At 64.2% G+C, this 17,201-nt stretch carries 13 protein-coding genes; 3 read left to right on the top strand and 10 right to left on the bottom strand.

The window, feature by feature from the left end; translation table 11 throughout:
• Position 1: 1 nt before the first annotated feature.
• Both FFY45_RS06915 and FFY45_RS06910 read left to right on the top strand, forming a co-directional pair.
• Complete coding sequence (locus FFY45_RS06915; RefSeq protein WP_176339867.1) at positions 2 to 529, top strand: GNAT family N-acetyltransferase; 528 nt, start codon at positions 2 to 4, stop codon at positions 527 to 529.
• The gene (locus FFY45_RS06910; RefSeq protein WP_439333516.1) at positions 522 to 1,754 is read left to right on the top strand and encodes a TraB/GumN family protein; all 1,233 of its coding nucleotides are present in this window, start codon (positions 522 to 524) and stop codon (positions 1,752 to 1,754) included. Before FFY45_RS06915 ends, FFY45_RS06910 begins: the two co-directional genes overlap by 8 nt.
• Before the next feature lie 144 nt (positions 1,755 to 1,898).
• On the opposite strand, the gene FFY45_RS06905 is transcribed toward FFY45_RS06910, so the two are convergent.
• From FFY45_RS06905 to FFY45_RS06860, 10 genes are all read right to left on the bottom strand, one after another.
• Positions 1,899 to 2,807: an endonuclease/exonuclease/phosphatase family protein gene (locus FFY45_RS06905; protein WP_439333515.1), complete on the bottom strand. Its 909-nt coding sequence runs from the start codon at positions 2,805 to 2,807 to the stop codon at positions 1,899 to 1,901.
• Between the two features lie 62 nt (positions 2,808 to 2,869).
• Positions 2,870 to 6,007, bottom strand: a complete 3,138-nt coding sequence (locus tag FFY45_RS06900; RefSeq protein ID WP_176339865.1) for a discoidin domain-containing protein — start codon at positions 6,005 to 6,007, stop codon at positions 2,870 to 2,872.
• 26 nt (positions 6,008 to 6,033) lie between these two features.
• The gene (locus FFY45_RS06895) at positions 6,034 to 6,870 is read right to left on the bottom strand and encodes a carbohydrate ABC transporter permease (RefSeq protein ID WP_104550826.1); all 837 of its coding nucleotides are present in this window, start codon (positions 6,868 to 6,870) and stop codon (positions 6,034 to 6,036) included.
• Complete coding sequence (locus tag FFY45_RS06890) at positions 6,867 to 7,751, bottom strand: carbohydrate ABC transporter permease (RefSeq protein WP_176339864.1); 885 nt, start codon at positions 7,749 to 7,751, stop codon at positions 6,867 to 6,869. Before FFY45_RS06890 ends, FFY45_RS06895 begins: the two co-directional genes overlap by 4 nt.
• Positions 7,748 to 9,130 carry an extracellular solute-binding protein gene (locus FFY45_RS06885; protein ID WP_176339863.1) on the bottom strand — a complete coding sequence of 461 codons (1,383 nt, stop codon included), beginning with the start codon at positions 9,128 to 9,130 and terminating at the stop codon, positions 7,748 to 7,750. The genes FFY45_RS06890 and FFY45_RS06885 overlap by 4 nt, the downstream gene beginning before the upstream one ends.
• A 3-nt stretch (positions 9,131 to 9,133) precedes the next feature.
• A complete protein-coding gene (locus tag FFY45_RS06880) occupies positions 9,134 to 10,771 on the bottom strand; it encodes a glucoamylase family protein (RefSeq protein ID WP_043889243.1) in 1,638 nt (545 codons plus the stop codon).
• A gap of 100 nt (positions 10,772 to 10,871) precedes the next feature.
• On the bottom strand, positions 10,872 to 13,850 hold the full coding sequence (locus tag FFY45_RS06875) for a TonB-dependent receptor (protein WP_176339862.1): 2,979 nt from the start codon (positions 13,848 to 13,850) through the stop codon (positions 10,872 to 10,874).
• Positions 13,851 to 14,003: 153 nt separating this feature from the next.
• Complete coding sequence (locus FFY45_RS06870) at positions 14,004 to 15,026, bottom strand: LacI family DNA-binding transcriptional regulator (protein WP_176339861.1); 1,023 nt, start codon at positions 15,024 to 15,026, stop codon at positions 14,004 to 14,006.
• Between the two features lie 324 nt (positions 15,027 to 15,350).
• Positions 15,351 to 15,620, bottom strand: coding sequence for a BolA family protein (locus FFY45_RS06865; protein ID WP_104550822.1), 270 nt, complete (start codon positions 15,618 to 15,620; stop codon positions 15,351 to 15,353).
• Positions 15,617 to 15,916: a YciI family protein gene (locus FFY45_RS06860; protein WP_176339860.1), complete on the bottom strand. Its 300-nt coding sequence runs from the start codon at positions 15,914 to 15,916 to the stop codon at positions 15,617 to 15,619. Before FFY45_RS06860 ends, FFY45_RS06865 begins: the two co-directional genes overlap by 4 nt.
• 368 nt (positions 15,917 to 16,284) lie before the next feature.
• Here FFY45_RS06860 and FFY45_RS06855 point away from each other — a divergent pair, with 368 nt between their 5' ends.
• Positions 16,285 to 17,190 (top strand): segregation and condensation protein A, encoded by a 906-nt coding sequence (locus tag FFY45_RS06855; protein WP_023904160.1) that lies wholly within the window; start codon positions 16,285 to 16,287, stop codon positions 17,188 to 17,190.
• Positions 17,191 to 17,201 lie beyond the last annotated feature (11 nt).

Below are 17,201 nucleotides of genomic sequence, written 5' to 3'. Positions count from 1 at the left end.
CATGCCTGTCGAGGTACGCGAGGTCCGCGAGGCGGACATCCCGGCGATCACCGCGATCTATGCGGAGCAGGTCGCCGGGGTCAACAGCTACGAATACAGCGCTCCGTCGAGCGACGAGATGCGCGGCCGGGTGCGTGCGACCGTCGATGCAGGTTACCCGTATCTAGTCGCCGAGCTGGATGGCGCCGTTGTCGGCTACGCCTACGCTGGCGCATATCGCGCACGTGCGGGGTATCGCTGGACCGTGGAGAATTCGATCTACCTTGCCAGCGACATGCAAGGACGTGGCATCGGCAAGGCCTTGTTGGGCGAGCTGATCGCACGCTGCGAACAGCGCGGCTATCGACAGATGATTGCAGTGATCGGCGATGCCGATAATCAGGCATCGCGACGGCTGCATGAACGTTTTGGTTTTCGCACGGTCGGAGTGTTCACCGGAATCGGCCGCAAGCATGGCCGCTGGCTGGACGGTTTGCAGATGCAACGCCCGCTCGGCCCCGGTGACACCGCCCCTCCTTCTGATGAATAACCCCATGACTGAGCAGACCACCCACGTTCTGGACGATGCGCTGTCCGGCCAGCCGCACCGCATCGTCGAGCGCGACGGCGTGCGCTACACCTTGCTCGGCACCGCGCATGTCTCGCTGGCCAGCGTGGCTGCAGTGCAGCGGGCGATCGGCAGCGGGCGCTACGAAGCGGTGGCGGTGGAACTGGATGCACAGCGCCTGCAGGCGCTCAGCGACCCGGACGCCCTCGCCCGCCTGGACCTGGTGCAGGTGATCCGCAAGGGCCGCGTGGCCTTGTTCGCAGCGAACCTGGCACTGGCGGCTTATCAGCGCCGCCTGGCCAAGCAGCTCGGCATCGAGCCGGGTGCGGAATTGAAGGAAGCGGTAAACCTGGCGCGCGCGCAAGGCCTGCCGGTGCATCTGATCGATCGCGAGGTCGGCCTGACCTTCAAGCGCGCCTCCGGGCGGCTGGGATTCTTCGGCAAGATGAAGCTGGCCGGCGGTCTGCTGAGCGGCCTGTTCGCCGCCGATGAGGTGGGCGAAGAGGAAATCGAAAAACTCAAGCAAGGCGACATGCTCGAGGCGAGCTTTGGCGATTTTGCCAGCGAAAGCCCGGAGCTGTACGAGACCGTGATTGCCGAGCGCGATCAGTACATGGCTGCGCGTCTGCGCGAGGAAGCCAACGCCGGTCAGCACGAGGTGCTGGCGGTGGTCGGTGCGGGACATCTGGCCGGGCTTGCGCGACATCTGGAACAGGACACCGATGCACCCGGCCCGCTGCGCGAGTCGCTGGAATACGTGCAGCAGCGCAAGCGCGTTCCGTGGATCACGCTGGGCGTGCTGGCGGTCATCATCGTTGGCATCGGGATCGGTTTCTGGCGCGGCGGCCTGAGCATGGGCGCCGATTTGTTGTTGCAATGGGCGATGTACACCGGCGGTATGGCGGCGCTGGGCTGTCTGCTGGCCGGCAGTCATCCCTTGAGCATTTTGACCGCTGCGGTGGTTGCGCCGTTCAAGCCGTTCCGACTGAGCGTACCGACCGGTGCGTTCGCAGCGTTGGTCGAGGTGCATATGCGCAAGCCGGCCTATGGCGATTTCCTGACGCTGCGCGACGATGCGCAGACCTTGCGCGGCTGGTACCGCAATCGCGTCTCGCGTGTGGTGCTGACGTTTTTGCTGACCAACTTTGGCAGCATGGCCGGGGTGTGGCTCGCCGGTGTGCAGATCTTCAATCGTCTGCATGGGTGATTGCGGCGGCGGCGATGCGTTGCGCCGCGATCCGCGAAACATCCGTTGCCTTTCGTAGGAGCGCCCCTGGGCGCGATGGGGCATTCCCGGTGAAGCCCCATCGCGCCCAGGGGCGCTCCTACGAGAGATGGAGCACGCGCCAGGTTACGGGGCGGCAGGTGCGCCTGGCGCTAGCTGCAAACGCACCCACACGCCGTAGTGGTCCGAGGCCCAGCGGCCATCGGCGTACGGCGCGTCGAACAGGATGCGCGCTTCACGGGCCAGCAGGCGGTTTTGCTGGAAGAACACGTGGTCGATCCGCGCCGGCTTGTCGAACACGTGCAGGTTCAAGGTGCTGACCGTGGCGTCGCTGTTGCGATGCACGCTGCCGTAGCTGTCGCCATAGCCCTTGCGTAGCGCTTCCAGATCGAGGGCATCGGCGGCGGTATTGAAATCGCCGGCGATCACGACAGGTGCTTGGTCGCTGTTGGAGGCAATGAAGTCCAGCAGGTCGGCCACCTGGCGCGTGCGCGTGGCGGTGCCGCGTGCATCGGCGCGTTCGTTGAGATGGGTGACGTAGACGTTGACCGGCTGGCCGTCGACATCGACCTGCAAATGCGCGGCGACGCGGTAATCGTCCAAGGGCTGCAGCAGGCGCTGATGCATGACCAGCACTTTGCGCCGGCTCAACAACGCATTGCCGTAGCGCTTGGGCGCGCCGACCGGATCGACCGAGGCGAAGGTGTACTCGTACCCGAGCTTGCGTGCCAGCCAGGCGGCCTGATTTTCCACGCTGCCACGGCGTTCGATCACTTCCTGCAGCGCGATCACATCCGGCGCCAGTTGCTTGAGCTGTTTGGCGATGTAGGCGCGACGTGCCGGCCAGTCTTCGCGGTCGTGATGCAGGTTGAGCGTGACCAGGGTCATTTCGCGCTGCACCGCGCCCGGAGACTGCACTGCCGAGGATGCGCGTGCTGCGCGATCGTTCTTGTCTACCTGTGCGGGTTGCACGGCCTGCACGGCGTGGGTGGCCTGCGTGGCATGGATAGCAACAGAGCACAGCAGCGCAGCCAACGCGACTGGCCATCCGGCACGTCGCCGCGCCGGCGCTGCCCGGGTAGGCCGACGTGCGTCATTCATTGCGTAGCGCGCTCGGCGCGCCGCACCGCGCTGGGCACATCGATCTGCACATTGGCCGGCAGTTGCTGGATGCGCAGTTCACCGTTCTGCCATTCGGCCGATTCGCCGTTGATGCTGGCCTTGCCCGGCGTGCCCTGGTACGGCCACGGCAACACCACCCCGCCCGGCGGCAGGATCAAGCCGGGCTGCAGTTGCAGCACCAGTTGCTTGTCGGTGCGTTGCAGGGTGTAGTTGAGGCGCCCGTATGGCGTGCGCAATTCGGCAATCCCGATTCCCTTGCCTTCGAACCAGCGCGTGGGCGTGCCGGCCGCAATCACCAGGCTGGCATCGGATTCGCGCCCGTAGGCAAACATGTCCAGCACCGAGCGCACGAAGTCCGAGGCGACCCAGGCATGCGGCAGATCGCCGACGAAGAACGGCGTGCGCGGCGTGCGCGAGACCACTTCGGCCCACTGATTCCACGGTTGCGGCGCGCGATCCTTGAAGAAGAACGCGGTGGCGTCCCAGGCGCGGTCGCGCCAGCCAAGGCGCACGAACGCGGCCACGTTGCGCCATTCGTACGGCGTGTAGTCCTTCCATTCGCGCTTGCTGTCGCGGCGATCGGAGAACTCCTTCCAATAGCGCTCGAAGGTATTGATCAGCAGATCCTGCGGCAGGCGCTGCTGCTCGCCACCCGGTGCCAGCGCGATGGTGGTCGAGGTCGCATCGAAGTCGCCGAGCTCGGCCGAGCCAGGCAGGAAATCGAGATTGTGCTGGCGCACCGCCGCACCCAGCGAGGCGATCAGGTCGCCACTGAATTCGTCGCGTGCGGTGCTGAAGCGGGCGACCTCGTCTGGCTTGTCGAGCGCGCCGGCCAGCATCACCGCATCCTTGTAGCCGCGCAGCGCCCAGAAGTTGTCCCAGTACGAATGCACCGGCTTGGCCGAATAGCCTTCGTGGCTGATCGACACCGGCATCATTCCGTAGAAGGCCGGATTGCGCATGAAGTTCTCTTCGGTGCGCTCGCTGGCGCGCAGCGTTTCCATATAGTCGTAGGCGCCGGTGACGTGCGGCCACATCTTTTCCAGGAACGCCTTGTCGCCGGTATAGCGGTAGTACTCGGCGATGTTGAAGATCAGCTCGCCGTGGCTGTCGTTCTCCGGCACCGGGTCGCTGCCGCGGTCGTCCACGCAGCACGGCACCATGCCGTTGTCGAATTGATACGGCGCGAACCAGTCGACGTACTCGTGCACCACGTCTTCGCGGCCGAGCCGCAACAGGCCTTCGGAAATCATTGCGCCATCGCGGATCCAGCTGCGCGAATACGAGCGCGTGCCCGGCTGCAAACGCGGGCCGATGCGCGAGATCAACATATGCGCCAGCGCGGTGCGCAAGGTATCGACCACCGGCTTGCCTTCGGCCGGCACGCTGATGCGTACGCGATCGAGCTTGCTGCGCCACTGCTGGGCAACCTGCTGTTGCGCCTTGTCGGCATCGAAGCCGGCCGGCAGTTGCGCGGTGCCGGTCTGCGGAATCACCAACGCCACTTCGCGCCGTTGGCCCGGCTCCAGCTTCCAGCGATACAACAGCACGCCCGATGCCAGACCGGTCTCGTCTTTCACCTGGGTGATCGTCGGCGGTGTGGCGGCGGTGAGATGGCTGACGTCCATGCCGCTGTCGAAGGCGCTGGCAAAGCCGGCATCCGGACGCTGCGCGGCGAATACGCGCGGCTTGCCGTTGACGCTGACCTGCGCGCCATCCACGGCCAGTTGCTCGATCCGGCTGACGCCGCCCAGGGTGTTGAGGAACTGCGCCGGCGGGTTGACCTGGAACGGACGCACCGCCAATGCCAGGGTGAACTCGCGCGCTTCCTTGCCGGTGTTGTGCAGTTGATAGCGTGCGACCAGCTGCGCCTGATCCGGTGTGCCCTGCACGAAGGCAGTCACCCGCAAATTCATCAGGTCGTGGTGCCAGTCGACGCTGGGAATCGGCAGGTAATCGTCCTGCAGGCTCTGCTCGCTGCTGACGTCGGACCAATGCAGCAGCTTGCCGCCGGTGACCACGAACGGTTCGATACTGAAACCGCCCTTACCCACTTCCACCGCGCCGTCTTCGCCGATCAGGCCCTGCTCGGTGCCGCCATCCAGCCCCAGGATGGTCCAGTACGGCTGCTCGCCGGAGAAACCGCGCGGATAGCTGCCACGCGGCATCTGTGCGGCCAGCGACTTGATGAAATCATTGGGCGTTGCGGCGAAGGCCAACGGCTGCAGCTGCACTTCCTTGATGCCGTAACGCCAGTTGGGGCCATCCTTGAGATCGAAACGCAGATAGCGCGCCTCGGTGTCCGGCAGTGCCAGCCAATCGGTGCCGCCGGCACCGGCGGTGACGGTGCGCAGATCGCGCCAGCCGCGCCCGTCGCTGGAGGCGCGCACCACGTATTGCGAGGCCTGCAGGCCGGGCACCCACTGCACCACCGCGCCGCCGAATTCGCGCACCTTGCCCAGATCCAGCGTCACGGTCTGTTGCTTGACTGCGCCACTGAGCCAGAAGGTCTCCGACTTGCCGTCGGCCAGGCGTTGTTCCAGTGCGGGCGCGGTATCGGTGATGGCCTCGGCCTTCAACGGCGAGGTGTCTTCCGGCGGCAGCGGTGTGAGGGTCAGCCGATCGAAGCACACCGAGCCCTTGCCACCCACCTTGTTGTAGACGGTGAATTCCACATCCGCGCTGCTGCGCAGCTGTTTGTCCGCGCCAGGACCCCAGGCTTTTTCGATATTGCGCTTGCGGTAGTTGAAGGTGGTCCAGTTCTTCGGAAAATTGAAGCCCGGCCGATTGACCCACCACACGTTGTCGCCGCTGGCATCGATCAGCTTGACCTGCAGATCGTTGGACGGCGATTCGCCGCGCAGCGCAAAGCCGAGGCGGTAATTGTCCGGATATTCGATCGGCAGGTTGCGACGGATGCCGACATAGCCGGACACGCCGTTGAAGTTGTAGTCCAGGCACAGCGCATGCCCGCCAGATGTGGTGGCCACCGGGCGCAGCGAGCCGCTGACCTGATTGGACACCACCAGGCGCCAGGCGCCAATGTCGTTGAAACCGTCGAGCACGCGCTCCTGCGCCTGCGCCGCGCCCGCAGACGTGACGACAGCGGCCATGGCAAACAGTCGCAGGAACACTCGCTTCACCCCTTCACACTCCCCAGCAGAAGACCTTGGATGTAGTAACGCTGCAGCGCGATGAACAATACCAGCACCGGAATCACCGTCACCACCGCGCCGGCCATCATCAGTTCCACGTCCATGATGTGCTCGCGCGACAGTGCCGCCAGCGCCACCGGCAAGGTGTACTGCTCCTGGTCGGTCAGCACGATCAGCGGCCACATGAAGTCGTTCCACGAGCCCATGAAGGTGAAGATGGTCAAGGTGACCAGCACCGGCTTGAGCATCGGCAGCACGATCTGGAAGAAGATGCGCATCTCGCTGGCGCCATCGATGCGCGCGGCTTCGATCAGCTCATCGGGAATGCTGCGCGCGTACTGGCGCACCAGAAAGATGCCGAACACCGTCGCCAGCGCCGGCACCACCACCCCGCCGATGTTGTTGACCAGATGCAGCTGCTTCATCAGCAGGAACAACGGCAGCATCGCCACCTGCGCCGGGATCACCAGCGCGGCCATCAGGATCTTGAAGATGCGCTCGCGGCCGACGAACTGCAGCTTGGCGAACGCATAACCGGCCATGGTGTTGATCAGCAACGAGCCGAGCGTGATCAGCCCGGACACCATCAGGCTGTTGGCGAAGTTGCGCGCCATGCCGGTGCGCGCGAACAGCTCATGGTAGTTGGCCAGGGTGAACGCCGAGGGCAGCATCGGCGGCGGAAAACGACTGGCCTCGCCGGTGGGCATGAACGACACCGACAGCATCCACAGCAGCGGCGCCAGGCTGACCAGGGCCAGCACCAGCAAGCCACCGTTGATCAGCACGGCATTCCAGCGCGATTGGCCGACATCACGACTCATATCAAATCTCTCTTGCGGCCGAAGCGCAGCATCACGGTGGTCACCGCCAGGATGATCAGGAACAGCAGGAACGCCACCGCGGACGCGCGGCCGAGGTTCCACCACTTGAAGCCTTCCTCGAACATGAAATACAGCACGCTCACGGTGCTCTGCAGTGGGTCGCCGCGGGTCATCACGTACGGCTCGGCGAACAGCTGGAAGTAGCCGGAAATGGTGATCACCCCGACCACCATCAGCACCGGGCCGAGCATCGGCAAGGTGATGTGCAGGAACTGCTTCCAGCGCGAGGCGCCATCGATGCGCGCGGCCTCATACAGGTCCTGCGGAATCGCCTGCAGGCCGGCCAGGAAGATCACCATGTTGTAGCCGAAGTTCTTCCACACCGCGAACAGCATGATGGTCGGCATCGCCCAGCGCGGGTCGCCCAGCCAGTCGATCGGGGCGATGCCCAGATGGCTCAGACCGAAGTTCACCAGGCCGTATTTGATGTGGAACAGGTAGCGCCAGATCACCGCCACCGCCACCAGCGTGGTCACCACCGGGGCAAACAACGCGGTGCGGAACACCGCCTTGAAGCGCGAGGTCTTGGCGTTGAGCAGCAAGGCCGCGCCCAGCGACACGCCGATCGACATCGGCACGCCCAGCAGCACGAAGTACGTGGTGTTCCATAACGATTTCCAGAACAGCGGCGTCTGCAGCAGCTCGATGTAATTGCCCAGGCCGACGAAGCGCAGATGGCTGCTGTCGGCCAGCGCGTACAGGTCGAAGTCGGTGACGCTGAGCACCAGCGCGGCGAACACCGGCACGCCGAAGAACATGCCCAGCACCAGGATCGAGGGCGCGGCGAACACCCAGCCGGCGACGGAATTACGCTTCATCATCGTGCTGCCTCCTTGTCCGCTGCTGCAGCTGGCGCGGCGGCCGGCGTCACGACGGGCGCTGCGACCGGGGCAGCGGCAGGTTGGGCCGAGTCACCCGCCGGGCCGACATGCCCGCCTTCCTGTTCGAAGATCCAGCGGCGCTTGGCCAGAATCTCGTCCACGCGTTTATCCAGTTCCTGCACGGCGGCCTCGTGCGATTGGCCGCCACGTACCACCCGCTCGGTCACCAGCCGCATTTCCTGCACGATGCGCTCCCACTCCAGCACCTTGGGCGTGGCCTTGACCCGCTCCAGCTGGTCGCCGAAGGCATGCGCCAGTTCGTCGTTGGCCAGCGAGGGCAACTTCCAGGTGCTGCGCCGCGGCGGCAGGTCGCCGATGATGGCGTGGAAGCGCGCCTGCACCTGCGGCTGCGACAGGTATTCGATCAGCTTCCAGCTGGCGTCCTTGTGCTGGGACGACTTGAAGATCACCAGGCTGGAACCGCCGGCAATGCCGGCACCCAAACCGTTCGGACCCGGCAGCGGCGCGGTGCCCCATTTGCCTTCCATGCCCGGCGGCTGGCGCAACTTGAACTCGCGCACGTTCCACGGCCCGGACAGATAGAACGCGTAATAGCCGTTGAAGAATTCGTACCAGACATTGGAGACCTGGGTCTCGGAGACCTTCGGCGCCCAGCCTTTTTGATACATGGTGTCGTAGAAGCCCAGCGCCTTGCGGAAGCCTTCGCCGCGAAAGTTACCGTAGTTGTCGTGGTCGCGCAGCAGGCGGTCGTCCTGTTGCAGCGCGAACGACAGCTGCTGCTCGAATTCGTTGAGCGGCATCAAGATGGCATAGCGGTCCGGGCCGACCTTGCGCTTGATCGCCGCCATCACCTGTTCCATCCCGGCCCAGGTCTTGGGCATTTCGCTGTAGCCGGCTTCGCGCAGCAGATCCTTGCGATAGAACAGCAACCGGGTGTCCACATACCACGGCACCCCATACAAGGTGCCGTCGACCAGATTGGTGTCCCACACGCCCGGGAAGTAATCCTGCGGGTCGACGATCCTGGAGCGCGCCACGTACGGCTGCATCGGTTCCAGCGTGTCGAGCAAGGCGAACTCCGGCAGCCAGGTGTTGCCGAGCTGGCACACGTCCGGCAAGCCATCCGCAGCGAAGGCGGTGAGCAGTTTTTCGTGCGCCGCCGTCATCGGAATGTTCTGCACATCCACGCGGATGTCCGGGTTCTGCTTCTCGAACTCGGTCACCAGCTCGGCGACCACCTCGGCCTCCTTGCCCATGGCCCAGAAGCGCACGGTGGTCTTGGCCGGGTCGGCGCGGTTGCATCCCGCCGCACCTGCACACAGGGCGGCGGCCAGTATCAACAATTTCAAAAGGCGCACGGATTACTCGGGTTTGGGGCGTTGCGTGGAGTTTTGCCGCTGCGACGGGTCCTGCTGGGCCTGGGCGGCGGCGGCGCGCGACTCGGCCATGCCCAGCGAGCGGGCAGCGGCTGCCTGCTCGTCCTTCTTGGGCAAGGGCTGCGGCTCGCCTTCGGGGGTGAGCCAACCGCCGGTGAAGCCGGCGCGTTCCAGACCGGCGCGGATGTAGGGGTTCTTCTTCATCACCGTCCAGACAAATTCGTTCTGGTAGTTGGCGATCATCGCCAGGATCGGGCCCTGGTCGATAGCGATGTAGTCGCTGGCCACCCAGCCGCGGTCCGGCACCATGCGCCCGGTCTTGAGCGGGATGTCGTAATTGAAGCTGGGATTGAAGGAATCCAGAAAGCCGTAGCTCGAATACAGAAAGTCGCCATAGCGCTTGTGCATTTCTTCGGCCGCCGGAATCACCACCTCGGGCGCGAACACGATCGAGGAGATCGCCGCCGATGGCACGATGGTGCCGTCGTCGAAGTTCTCGCGCAGGCCGGCGCCGCGCGAGGAGTAATGGCGGAACTGACGCTGCTCGCCACGGTATTCCTGGCTGGTGTTCTGCGGGCCATCGCCGGCGGTCAGGCCCCAGACGTTCTCGCCGTAGTCCTTCCACTTCATCGGATTGTCGATGGCGTAGTCGCGCTGCGCCAGCGTGGCGCGGCGGCTGTTGAGGAAGTAGTCGATGCCGCGCTCACGCATGTACTGGTCCTGGATATCGCGGAAGTCGATCCAGACATGGCTGTATTGGTGACCGAACAGCGGGCCGAAGGACAGATATTCCTGACCCTGGTAGACGCCCCAGTCGTTGTTGTAAGTGCGGGTCCAGCTGGTCCACGCCTCGGCATCGACGCCGTGGGTGGGCGAGCCGAGCGCGAGGATGTACAGCATCATCGCTTCGTTGTAGCCCATCCAGTCGTGGTCGATGAAGCCACTCTCGGGGAACCAGCCCATCGAGATCAGCGGTGCACGCTGCTGCAGCCAGCGCCAGTCCACACGCTTGTACAGCGTGTCGGCGATCTGGCGGATTTCTTTTTCGCGCGGGTCCTCGCCGTCGTAATACGACTGGGTGAACAACACGCCCATCATCAGCAGCGCGGTGTCCACGCTCGACAGCTCGACCCAGCTGTCGTACCGGTTGCCCTGCTGCATGTCCAGGAAATGGTAGTAGAAGCCCTTGTAACCGGCCCTACCGGTCCGCTGCGGCCCCATTGGCGCATCGCGGAAGAATTTCAGTGTGGTCAAGGTGCGGTCGATCGCCTGATTGCGGCTGATCCACCCATTCTCGATCCCGATCGGATACGCGGTCAGCGCAAACCCGACCGACGCGATACTGGCGAACGGGCGCGACGGAAACCGATCCGGTGCCAGTCCGTTGAGTTCGTTGGTGGTGTCCCAGAAAAACTGGAAGGTGCGTCGCTCGATGTCCGAAAACAGCGGCGGCAACGGCGGTTTGACCGGTTTGGGTGGCAGCTGCGCTTCCACCAGAATGACTTTCACCGGGGCCTTCTTTTCGGCCACCTTGGGTTCCTCGGCCTGTTTGCATGACGCCAGCACCAGCGCGCCCAGCAATAGTGGAATCGTCAACCAATACGAAGTCCTGCCCCTGTTCATCCGCCCCCCACTCGTGTAATCGATTACATCTCGCACGCCAACCTACCCTATCCAGGCGCCGAGTTCGACCGCCCTGACACTGCCAGGGCGGTCGAGTACCTCACCAGTTCAGGCCGAAGGCCAGACGGAAGGTACGCATCGGCGACGCCAGCACACCGGTTGGTGTGCCGTAAGCCGTGTTCAAGTCTTCGAGTGTCCCGGTTTCGCCGTTGAAGTTGGCGTAGTTCACCCAATTGAACACGTTGAGGATATCCGCACGCACGTTGAATTTGACACCGCCACCGGTATCCCATTCTTTATTGGCCGCGATGCTGAACTCCTTGTAGCCCAGCGTGCCGTCCGGCTTGAACTGGACGATGTAGCACTGGTCGTTGCCGGCCACGCAGTTCTGGCCATAGCGCGCGGTCTGGCTGGCCAGCGACAGCTTGCCGGACAGCTTGATTTCGTAAGGCAGCTCGTAGATGCCGGTGACCACCAGACGGTTCTTGGCAATACCGCCGGCCTCACGCCAGCCGTAGTCTTCGACGCGTTCGCGATCCAGTGCGTAATGCTCGCCGAACTGGCGGTTTTCCTTGGCATCGGAAAAGGTGTAAGCCACGGTCAGGCCCCAGCCGGATTCCTCGTCATACGGCTTTTCGACCTGCAAGGCGAGCTGGTTGTTGCGGGTCTCCACGCCATTGGTGCCGAGCACGATCGCGCTATAGCCGTCCGGGCCGTCGTTCGGCGAGCCGGAGGTGGTGCCCGGCTGGAAGAACGAGCCGTCCGGCAGACGGTTGCCGCGCACGAAGGCGAAGCCGTCATGGCTTTCGATACGGCTCAAGGTCACATCGGTGTACCAGTCCTGGCCCCACAGCGGCACCATGTTGCGCATGCCGATGCTGTATTGGTCCGAGTACGGGGTCTTGATGTTGTTATCGATCAGGTAGACCTCGCGACCGCCACCGCCGGTGCTGTTGGCCGTCAACGTGTTCAGGCCTTCCTGCGTGCTGTAGGCCGGATCCCATGCGGTGCACGGGTCGCCCAGGCAAGCCGGGTTGTTGGCGCTGGTGAAGTAGTAGCTATAGGAGTTGAACGAGTTGTTGAGCTGCTCCAACGCCAGGTAATCGAAGATGTTGCGGTCGTACGCACGGCCGGCACCGCCGTAGATCACATGCGCCTGATCGCCGAACAGATCGTAGGAGGCACCCAGGCGCGGCTGCCAGGCGTTCTTGAACGCCTTGCGGTTGTTGCCGGTGCTGATGAAGTCGTTGATGTTGTAGTTGGCGTTTTGCAGGTTGGGCCAGTTCTGCAGCGCACCGGCGACGTCGGAGGGCGTCACGAAGTCCAGAAACGCCGGGGATTCTTCGTAGTCGTAGCGCACGCCCAGGTTCAGGGTCCAGTGCTCGTTGACCTCCCAGTCGTCCTGCAGGTAGATGCCGTACTGCTTGTTCTTGGACACCACCGAGCCGCCGCCTTCCACCAGCGGCGCACCGAAGCGCACCCGATACGGCGTTTCGACGTCGCTGAGGATGTTGTAGTAGTACTGCGGGTTGGCCGGGTTGAACTGGGTGGAATTCAGATCGATGCTCTTGAACTTCACGCCCATCTTGACGGTGTGCGCGCCGTGCCATTCCAGGCTGTTCAAGGTCAAATCGTCCTGGAAGGTCCAGCCCTTCTGGCCCTTGCGCTGGAAGCTGCTGCCGGCGCCTGCGGCGAGCACGTCGGTCTCGTTACCGCGGTTGGGCGTGTAGCTGAGCACGTAGCCGGTGCCGTTGTTGATCGGGGCCTGGTTCCAGAACGCGCTCTCATAGCTGAGGTTGGCCTCGTTGAGGAAATTGGCACCGCTGTACTGCCAGCGCAGGTTGGCGCGCTTTTCTTCCTGGCCGTTGATGCTGCCGTGCTCGAAGGTCGAGGTGCCGCCGACGTCGTTGAGCTCGTCTTCCTTGCGGTACTTGCCGCTCAGTTCGAACAGGTTGTTCTCGCCGATGGTCCAGTCGATCTTGGCGAAGTACAGGTCTTCCTTGAACGGCGTGCTGTAGGTGGCCACCAGCGGCTGCAGCTGCGCGGGCAGCTGGTCGATGCGGTCGGAATAGATCGAACCCGGGATCACCACGTTCGGGGTGGTGTATTCCTTGGCCTCATAAGCGATGAAGAAATGCGCCTTGTCCTTGAGGATCGGGCCGCTGAAGGTGGCGCCGTACTGGGTCTCTTCGAAGTCGTCGCGCACGCCGGCGCGCTTTTCGAGCGGGCTCTCTTCGCGCCAGCCGTCGTTGCTGGTGTCCCAGAAGAAGCTGCCGTGGAAATCGTTGGTACCGGACTTGGACGAGGCCACGATGGCAGCGCCGCTGACCTGGTCGAACTCGGCCTTGTAGTTGGAGGTGATGACCTTGTACTCGCCGATCGCCGACTGCGGGAACGGGTTGCCGCGGCTGGAATCCTGGCCACTGACGCCGCCGGTCAGCACGTAGTTCTTCTGGCTCACGCCGTCGATGTAGACGTTGGTGCCTTCGGCCGAGGTGGCGCCCGAACGAACCTTGGTGGTGCCGTTGGCATCGCGGGTGAACTGCACGTTCGGCACGGTGTCGGCCAGTTCCAGGAAGTTGCGCGTGGCACGCGGCAGGTTCTGGATCTGCACGTTGGAAATATAGGTGGCGTTCTCGGAGGTGCGGGTTTCCACCAGGACCGGCGGGGCCTTCACCTGCACCGCATCCAGCGTGGTGGCATTACCAGCATCGGCCGTGGCAGGTTCGCCGCCGACGCCCAGATTCAGGGTGGCGGTCTGGCCGACCTGCACGGTGACGTTCTGCGAGGTGGTCTGGCCATTGGCAGTGACGTCCAGACGGTACGAACCCGGCGGCAGGCCGCCGAGCGAATAGCCGCCATTGCTGACCTGTACGGTGCGAGTCAGGCCGGTGGCCAGGTTGGTGGCGGTGACCTGGGCCTGGGTGGCGGGTGCGGAGTCGACGGTGACCTGGCCGCGGATGGTCGCGGCAGCACTCTGCGCAAAGGCCGGTGCGGCGCCCAGCAGCAGGCAACTGGCCAGGGCGCAGCTGAGCAGCTTGCGCGCCGGACTGGCGGAATAGGGGTTGTGGTGGCGCATTGGTCCCTCCAGGGATCGGTACAGAGTGTTGTTGTGGCGTTGCGGTCTTGCAGGAACGACCGCTGCGGGGGCAGCGGGAGCGGACAGAACGTCCGCGAAGAGGTCAGTGGCCAGACAAAAGGTCAGGACCGAATGGATCAGCAGCGAATGGAGTCAGAGGCCGGGCTCGTCGGCACCGCAGGAGGCGCGGATCACCAGCTCTGGCGTCAGCAACTGGCGGATGCCGTCGTCGTCGCCGGTCTGGTCGACCAGCCGCATCAGCCGGGTCATCGCCTGCCCGCCCAGGTGCGCGATGCTGACCCGCATCGTGGTCAGTGCCGGATGGACGAAACGGGCCAGCGGAATATCGTCGAAGCCCGCCAGGGCCACATCGCCGGGCACCGAGACATCGGCCTGCGCAAACGCGTACAGGCAGCCCAGCGCGGTCATGTCGTTGGCGGCGAACACCGCATCCGGCAACGTGCCGTCGGCCAGCATCGCCAACCCGGCGCGGTGACCGGAGGCCTCGTCGAAATCGCCCGGATATTCCAGACCCTGTGCTTGATCGCCATGCGCGGCGATCGCATCGCGGAACCCGCGCAGGCGTTCGCGCGCATCGAAATTGAGCGCCGGCCCGCCGATGAAGGCGATGCGCCGATGGCCGGCGCTCAGCAGATGCTCGGTCATCGCCATCGCACCGGCATGGTCGTCGATGCTCAGTACCGGATAATCGGCACCGGGCAGATGCGCATTGATCAACACCGTCGGCAGCGCCTGCGGCAGGTTATCGGTGAGAAAACCCGGCTGCTCGGCGTAGGGAGACAGCACCAGCAAGCCGTCGACACGTCCGCGCATGGACTGCAACGCCCTGCCCTGCGCTTCCGGGTCGCCGTGATAGCTGGACACCAGCAGGTGCTGGCCGGCGGCGCGCGCCGCACCATCGATGCCGCGGATCAGTTCGGAAAAGAATTCGCCGTACAGATCCGGCAGCACCACGCCCAGGGTCTGTGTGCGTCGGCTGCTGAGGCTGCGCGCCGCCGCATGCGGGCTGTAGCGCAACCGTGCGGCTACTTCCTGCACCAACTGGCGCACCGGCCCGGCGACGTTATCGTGCCCATTGAGCGCACGCGACACCGTTGCGACGGAGACCTGTGCTTCCCGAGCGACATCTTTGATGGTGACCGCACCATTGGCCATTCGTGTCGCCCTCCGCGACCGAGTTCCCAAAACTGGCGCGGACTGTAAGCGTTTTCATATGAGGGCGTAAACCCCCATCTTCACATCAATGAAAACGCTTACAGATCAAATAGCTGCAAGTGATGAATAGGTGAAAGATTGTGCTGCGTCGCAACAATCCCGCACTGTCGTGTCCACAAACGAAGCACAACGTGGATCACGGTTGGGGCAGTTTGTTCCGCCATGTCAGGGGACAGTCGACCCCGTAGGAGCGCACCTGGGCGCGACGGGCCTTACCGATAACCCCTGTCGCGCCCAGGTGCGCTCCTACGACGGCTGACCTGGTTACCCCGCCTCACCAGGCGCAAACGCCTCGATCGACAAGGCATGGATATCGGTCTGCATCATTTCGCCGACTGCGGCATAGACCGCGCGGTGGCGCGCCAGCGGCGCCTTTCCAACGAACGCGGCACTGACCACGCGCACATTGAAATGCCCGCGCCCATCGCGCGCGCCGGCATGCCCGGCGTGGCGATGGCTGTCGTCCACTACCTCCAGCTCGCTCGGCGCCAGGGCCGACTGCAATGCGGCGCGGATCCGCTCGACCCGGCTCATGGCAGCACCCGCCGGAACGGGCGGACCTCGGTGCGCACATACACGCCCGCCGCCACATATGGATCGGCATCGGCCCAGGCGCGCGCCTGTTCCAGCGATTCGAATTCGGCGATGACCACGCTGCCGCTGAAACCGGCCGGACCCGGATCCTCGGCATCGATGGCCGGGCATGGGCCCGCCACCAGCAAGCGGCCGGACGCCGCAAGCGCCTGCAAACGTGCCAGATGCGCCGGTCGCGCCTGCTGCCGCGCGGCCAGTGCGTCGGCCTGGTCATACCCTTCGATTACGTACCACACACGCCACCTCGCCAAAGACTTGAAGATCACTGCCGGAGATTCTAGCCGTGTCAGCGCTGGACACCGCCCCCGCGCACGCATTACCCTTGGCACCACTGCACACGCAACCGGACGCAGCGGCCCGTCGGCCCAGGCCCCACGCCTCACTCGACGACCGATTCGCTGCCTACCACCGGCCCGTGTAGACGACCTCCTCGTTGTTCCGTCGCCGCATGCCACGTGGCGCCTGCTTTCATGTGGATTGGCGTATGTGGATTTGTGGGATCGTGCCGGCACAGGCGCGACATTAGATTGCAATTACTCAAGGCAAATCCCTGCAGGCGCGGCTCAGACCGCGGCCGGCGACCGTAACACCCGATGTCGACCTGATGAATTCCGAACTCGCGCACGACGCGAATCCGCCAGCCACAAGCGCGCCGCCACAGCAGCAGGAAATGCCGCTGGCGGTGGTGCATGGGCAACCGGTGCTGCAGATCCCGCAGGATCTGTATATTCCGCCGGACGCGCTGGAAGTCATCCTGGATGCCTTCGAAGGCCCGCTGGATCTGCTGCTGTATCTGATCCGCCGCCAGAATCTGGACATTCTGGATATCCCCGTCGCCGAGATCACCCGGCAGTACGTGGACTACATCAATGTGATGCAGGAGCTGCGCTTCGAACTGGCGGCCGAATATCTGGTGATGGCCGCGATCCTGGCCGAGATCAAATCGCGCATGCTGTTACCGCGCCCGCCCAGCCAGGAAGGCGAAGAAAACGACCCGCGTGCCGAGTTGGTACGCCGGTTGCAGGAATACGAACGCTTCAAACAGGCCGCCGAAGATCTGGACACCCTGCCCCGCATGGGCCGCGACAGCGCGCCGGTACAGGCGCATCTGCCCGAGCGCGCAGCGGTCAAGCTGCCGCCGCCGGTGGAACTGAAAGAAATGCTGATGGCGCTGTACGACGTGCTCAAGCGCGCCGAGCTGTTCACCGGCCATGCGATCAAGCGCGAGGCGCTGAGTGTGCGCCAGCGCATGGGCGATGTGCTGAGCCGTCTGGACGATGGCAAGTTTTACCGTTTCGAATCGCTGTTCACTGCCGAAGAAGGCAAGCTCGGCGTACTGGTCACCTTCCTGGCGCTGCTCGAATTGGCCAAGGAGCAGTTGCTGGACATCGTGCAGGAAGCGCCGCTGGCGCCGATCTACGTGAAGTCGCTGGCGTTGGGCAATACCAATGCGCCGTTGCAATTCTCCAGCGAATTCGACGACAGCGATGCCGCCAACGAACCTATCTGAAGCCGATCACC

Source organism: Xanthomonas hortorum (assembly GCF_011305375.1).
Classification (GTDB): domain Bacteria; phylum Pseudomonadota; class Gammaproteobacteria; order Xanthomonadales; family Xanthomonadaceae; genus Xanthomonas; species Xanthomonas hortorum_E.
This window is presented reverse-complemented; position numbering and strand designations above follow the sequence as displayed.

Excerpts from the sequence above, each read along its gene's own strand:
- FFY45_RS06915 (WP_176339867.1), top strand. The coding sequence starts at position 2 with ATGCCTGTCGAGGTACGCGAGGTCCGCGAGGCGGACATCCCGGCGATC.
- FFY45_RS06910 (WP_439333516.1), top strand. The coding sequence starts at position 522 with ATGAATAACCCCATGACTGAGCAGACCACCCACGTTCTGGACGATGCG.
- FFY45_RS06900 (WP_176339865.1), bottom strand. The coding sequence starts at position 6,007 with ATGGCCGCTGTCGTCACGTCTGCGGGCGCGGCGCAGGCGCAGGAGCGC.
- FFY45_RS06895 (WP_104550826.1), bottom strand. The coding sequence starts at position 6,870 with ATGAGTCGTGATGTCGGCCAATCGCGCTGGAATGCCGTGCTGATCAAC.
- FFY45_RS06890 (WP_176339864.1), bottom strand. The coding sequence starts at position 7,751 with ATGATGAAGCGTAATTCCGTCGCCGGCTGGGTGTTCGCCGCGCCCTCG.
- FFY45_RS06880 (WP_043889243.1), bottom strand. The coding sequence starts at position 10,771 with ATGAACAGGGGCAGGACTTCGTATTGGTTGACGATTCCACTATTGCTG.
- FFY45_RS06875 (WP_176339862.1), bottom strand. The coding sequence starts at position 13,850 with ATGCGCCACCACAACCCCTATTCCGCCAGTCCGGCGCGCAAGCTGCTC.
- FFY45_RS06870 (WP_176339861.1), bottom strand. The coding sequence starts at position 15,026 with ATGGCCAATGGTGCGGTCACCATCAAAGATGTCGCTCGGGAAGCACAG.
- FFY45_RS06865 (WP_104550822.1), bottom strand. The coding sequence starts at position 15,620 with ATGAGCCGGGTCGAGCGGATCCGCGCCGCATTGCAGTCGGCCCTGGCG.
- FFY45_RS06855 (WP_023904160.1), top strand. The coding sequence starts at position 16,285 with ATGAATTCCGAACTCGCGCACGACGCGAATCCGCCAGCCACAAGCGCG.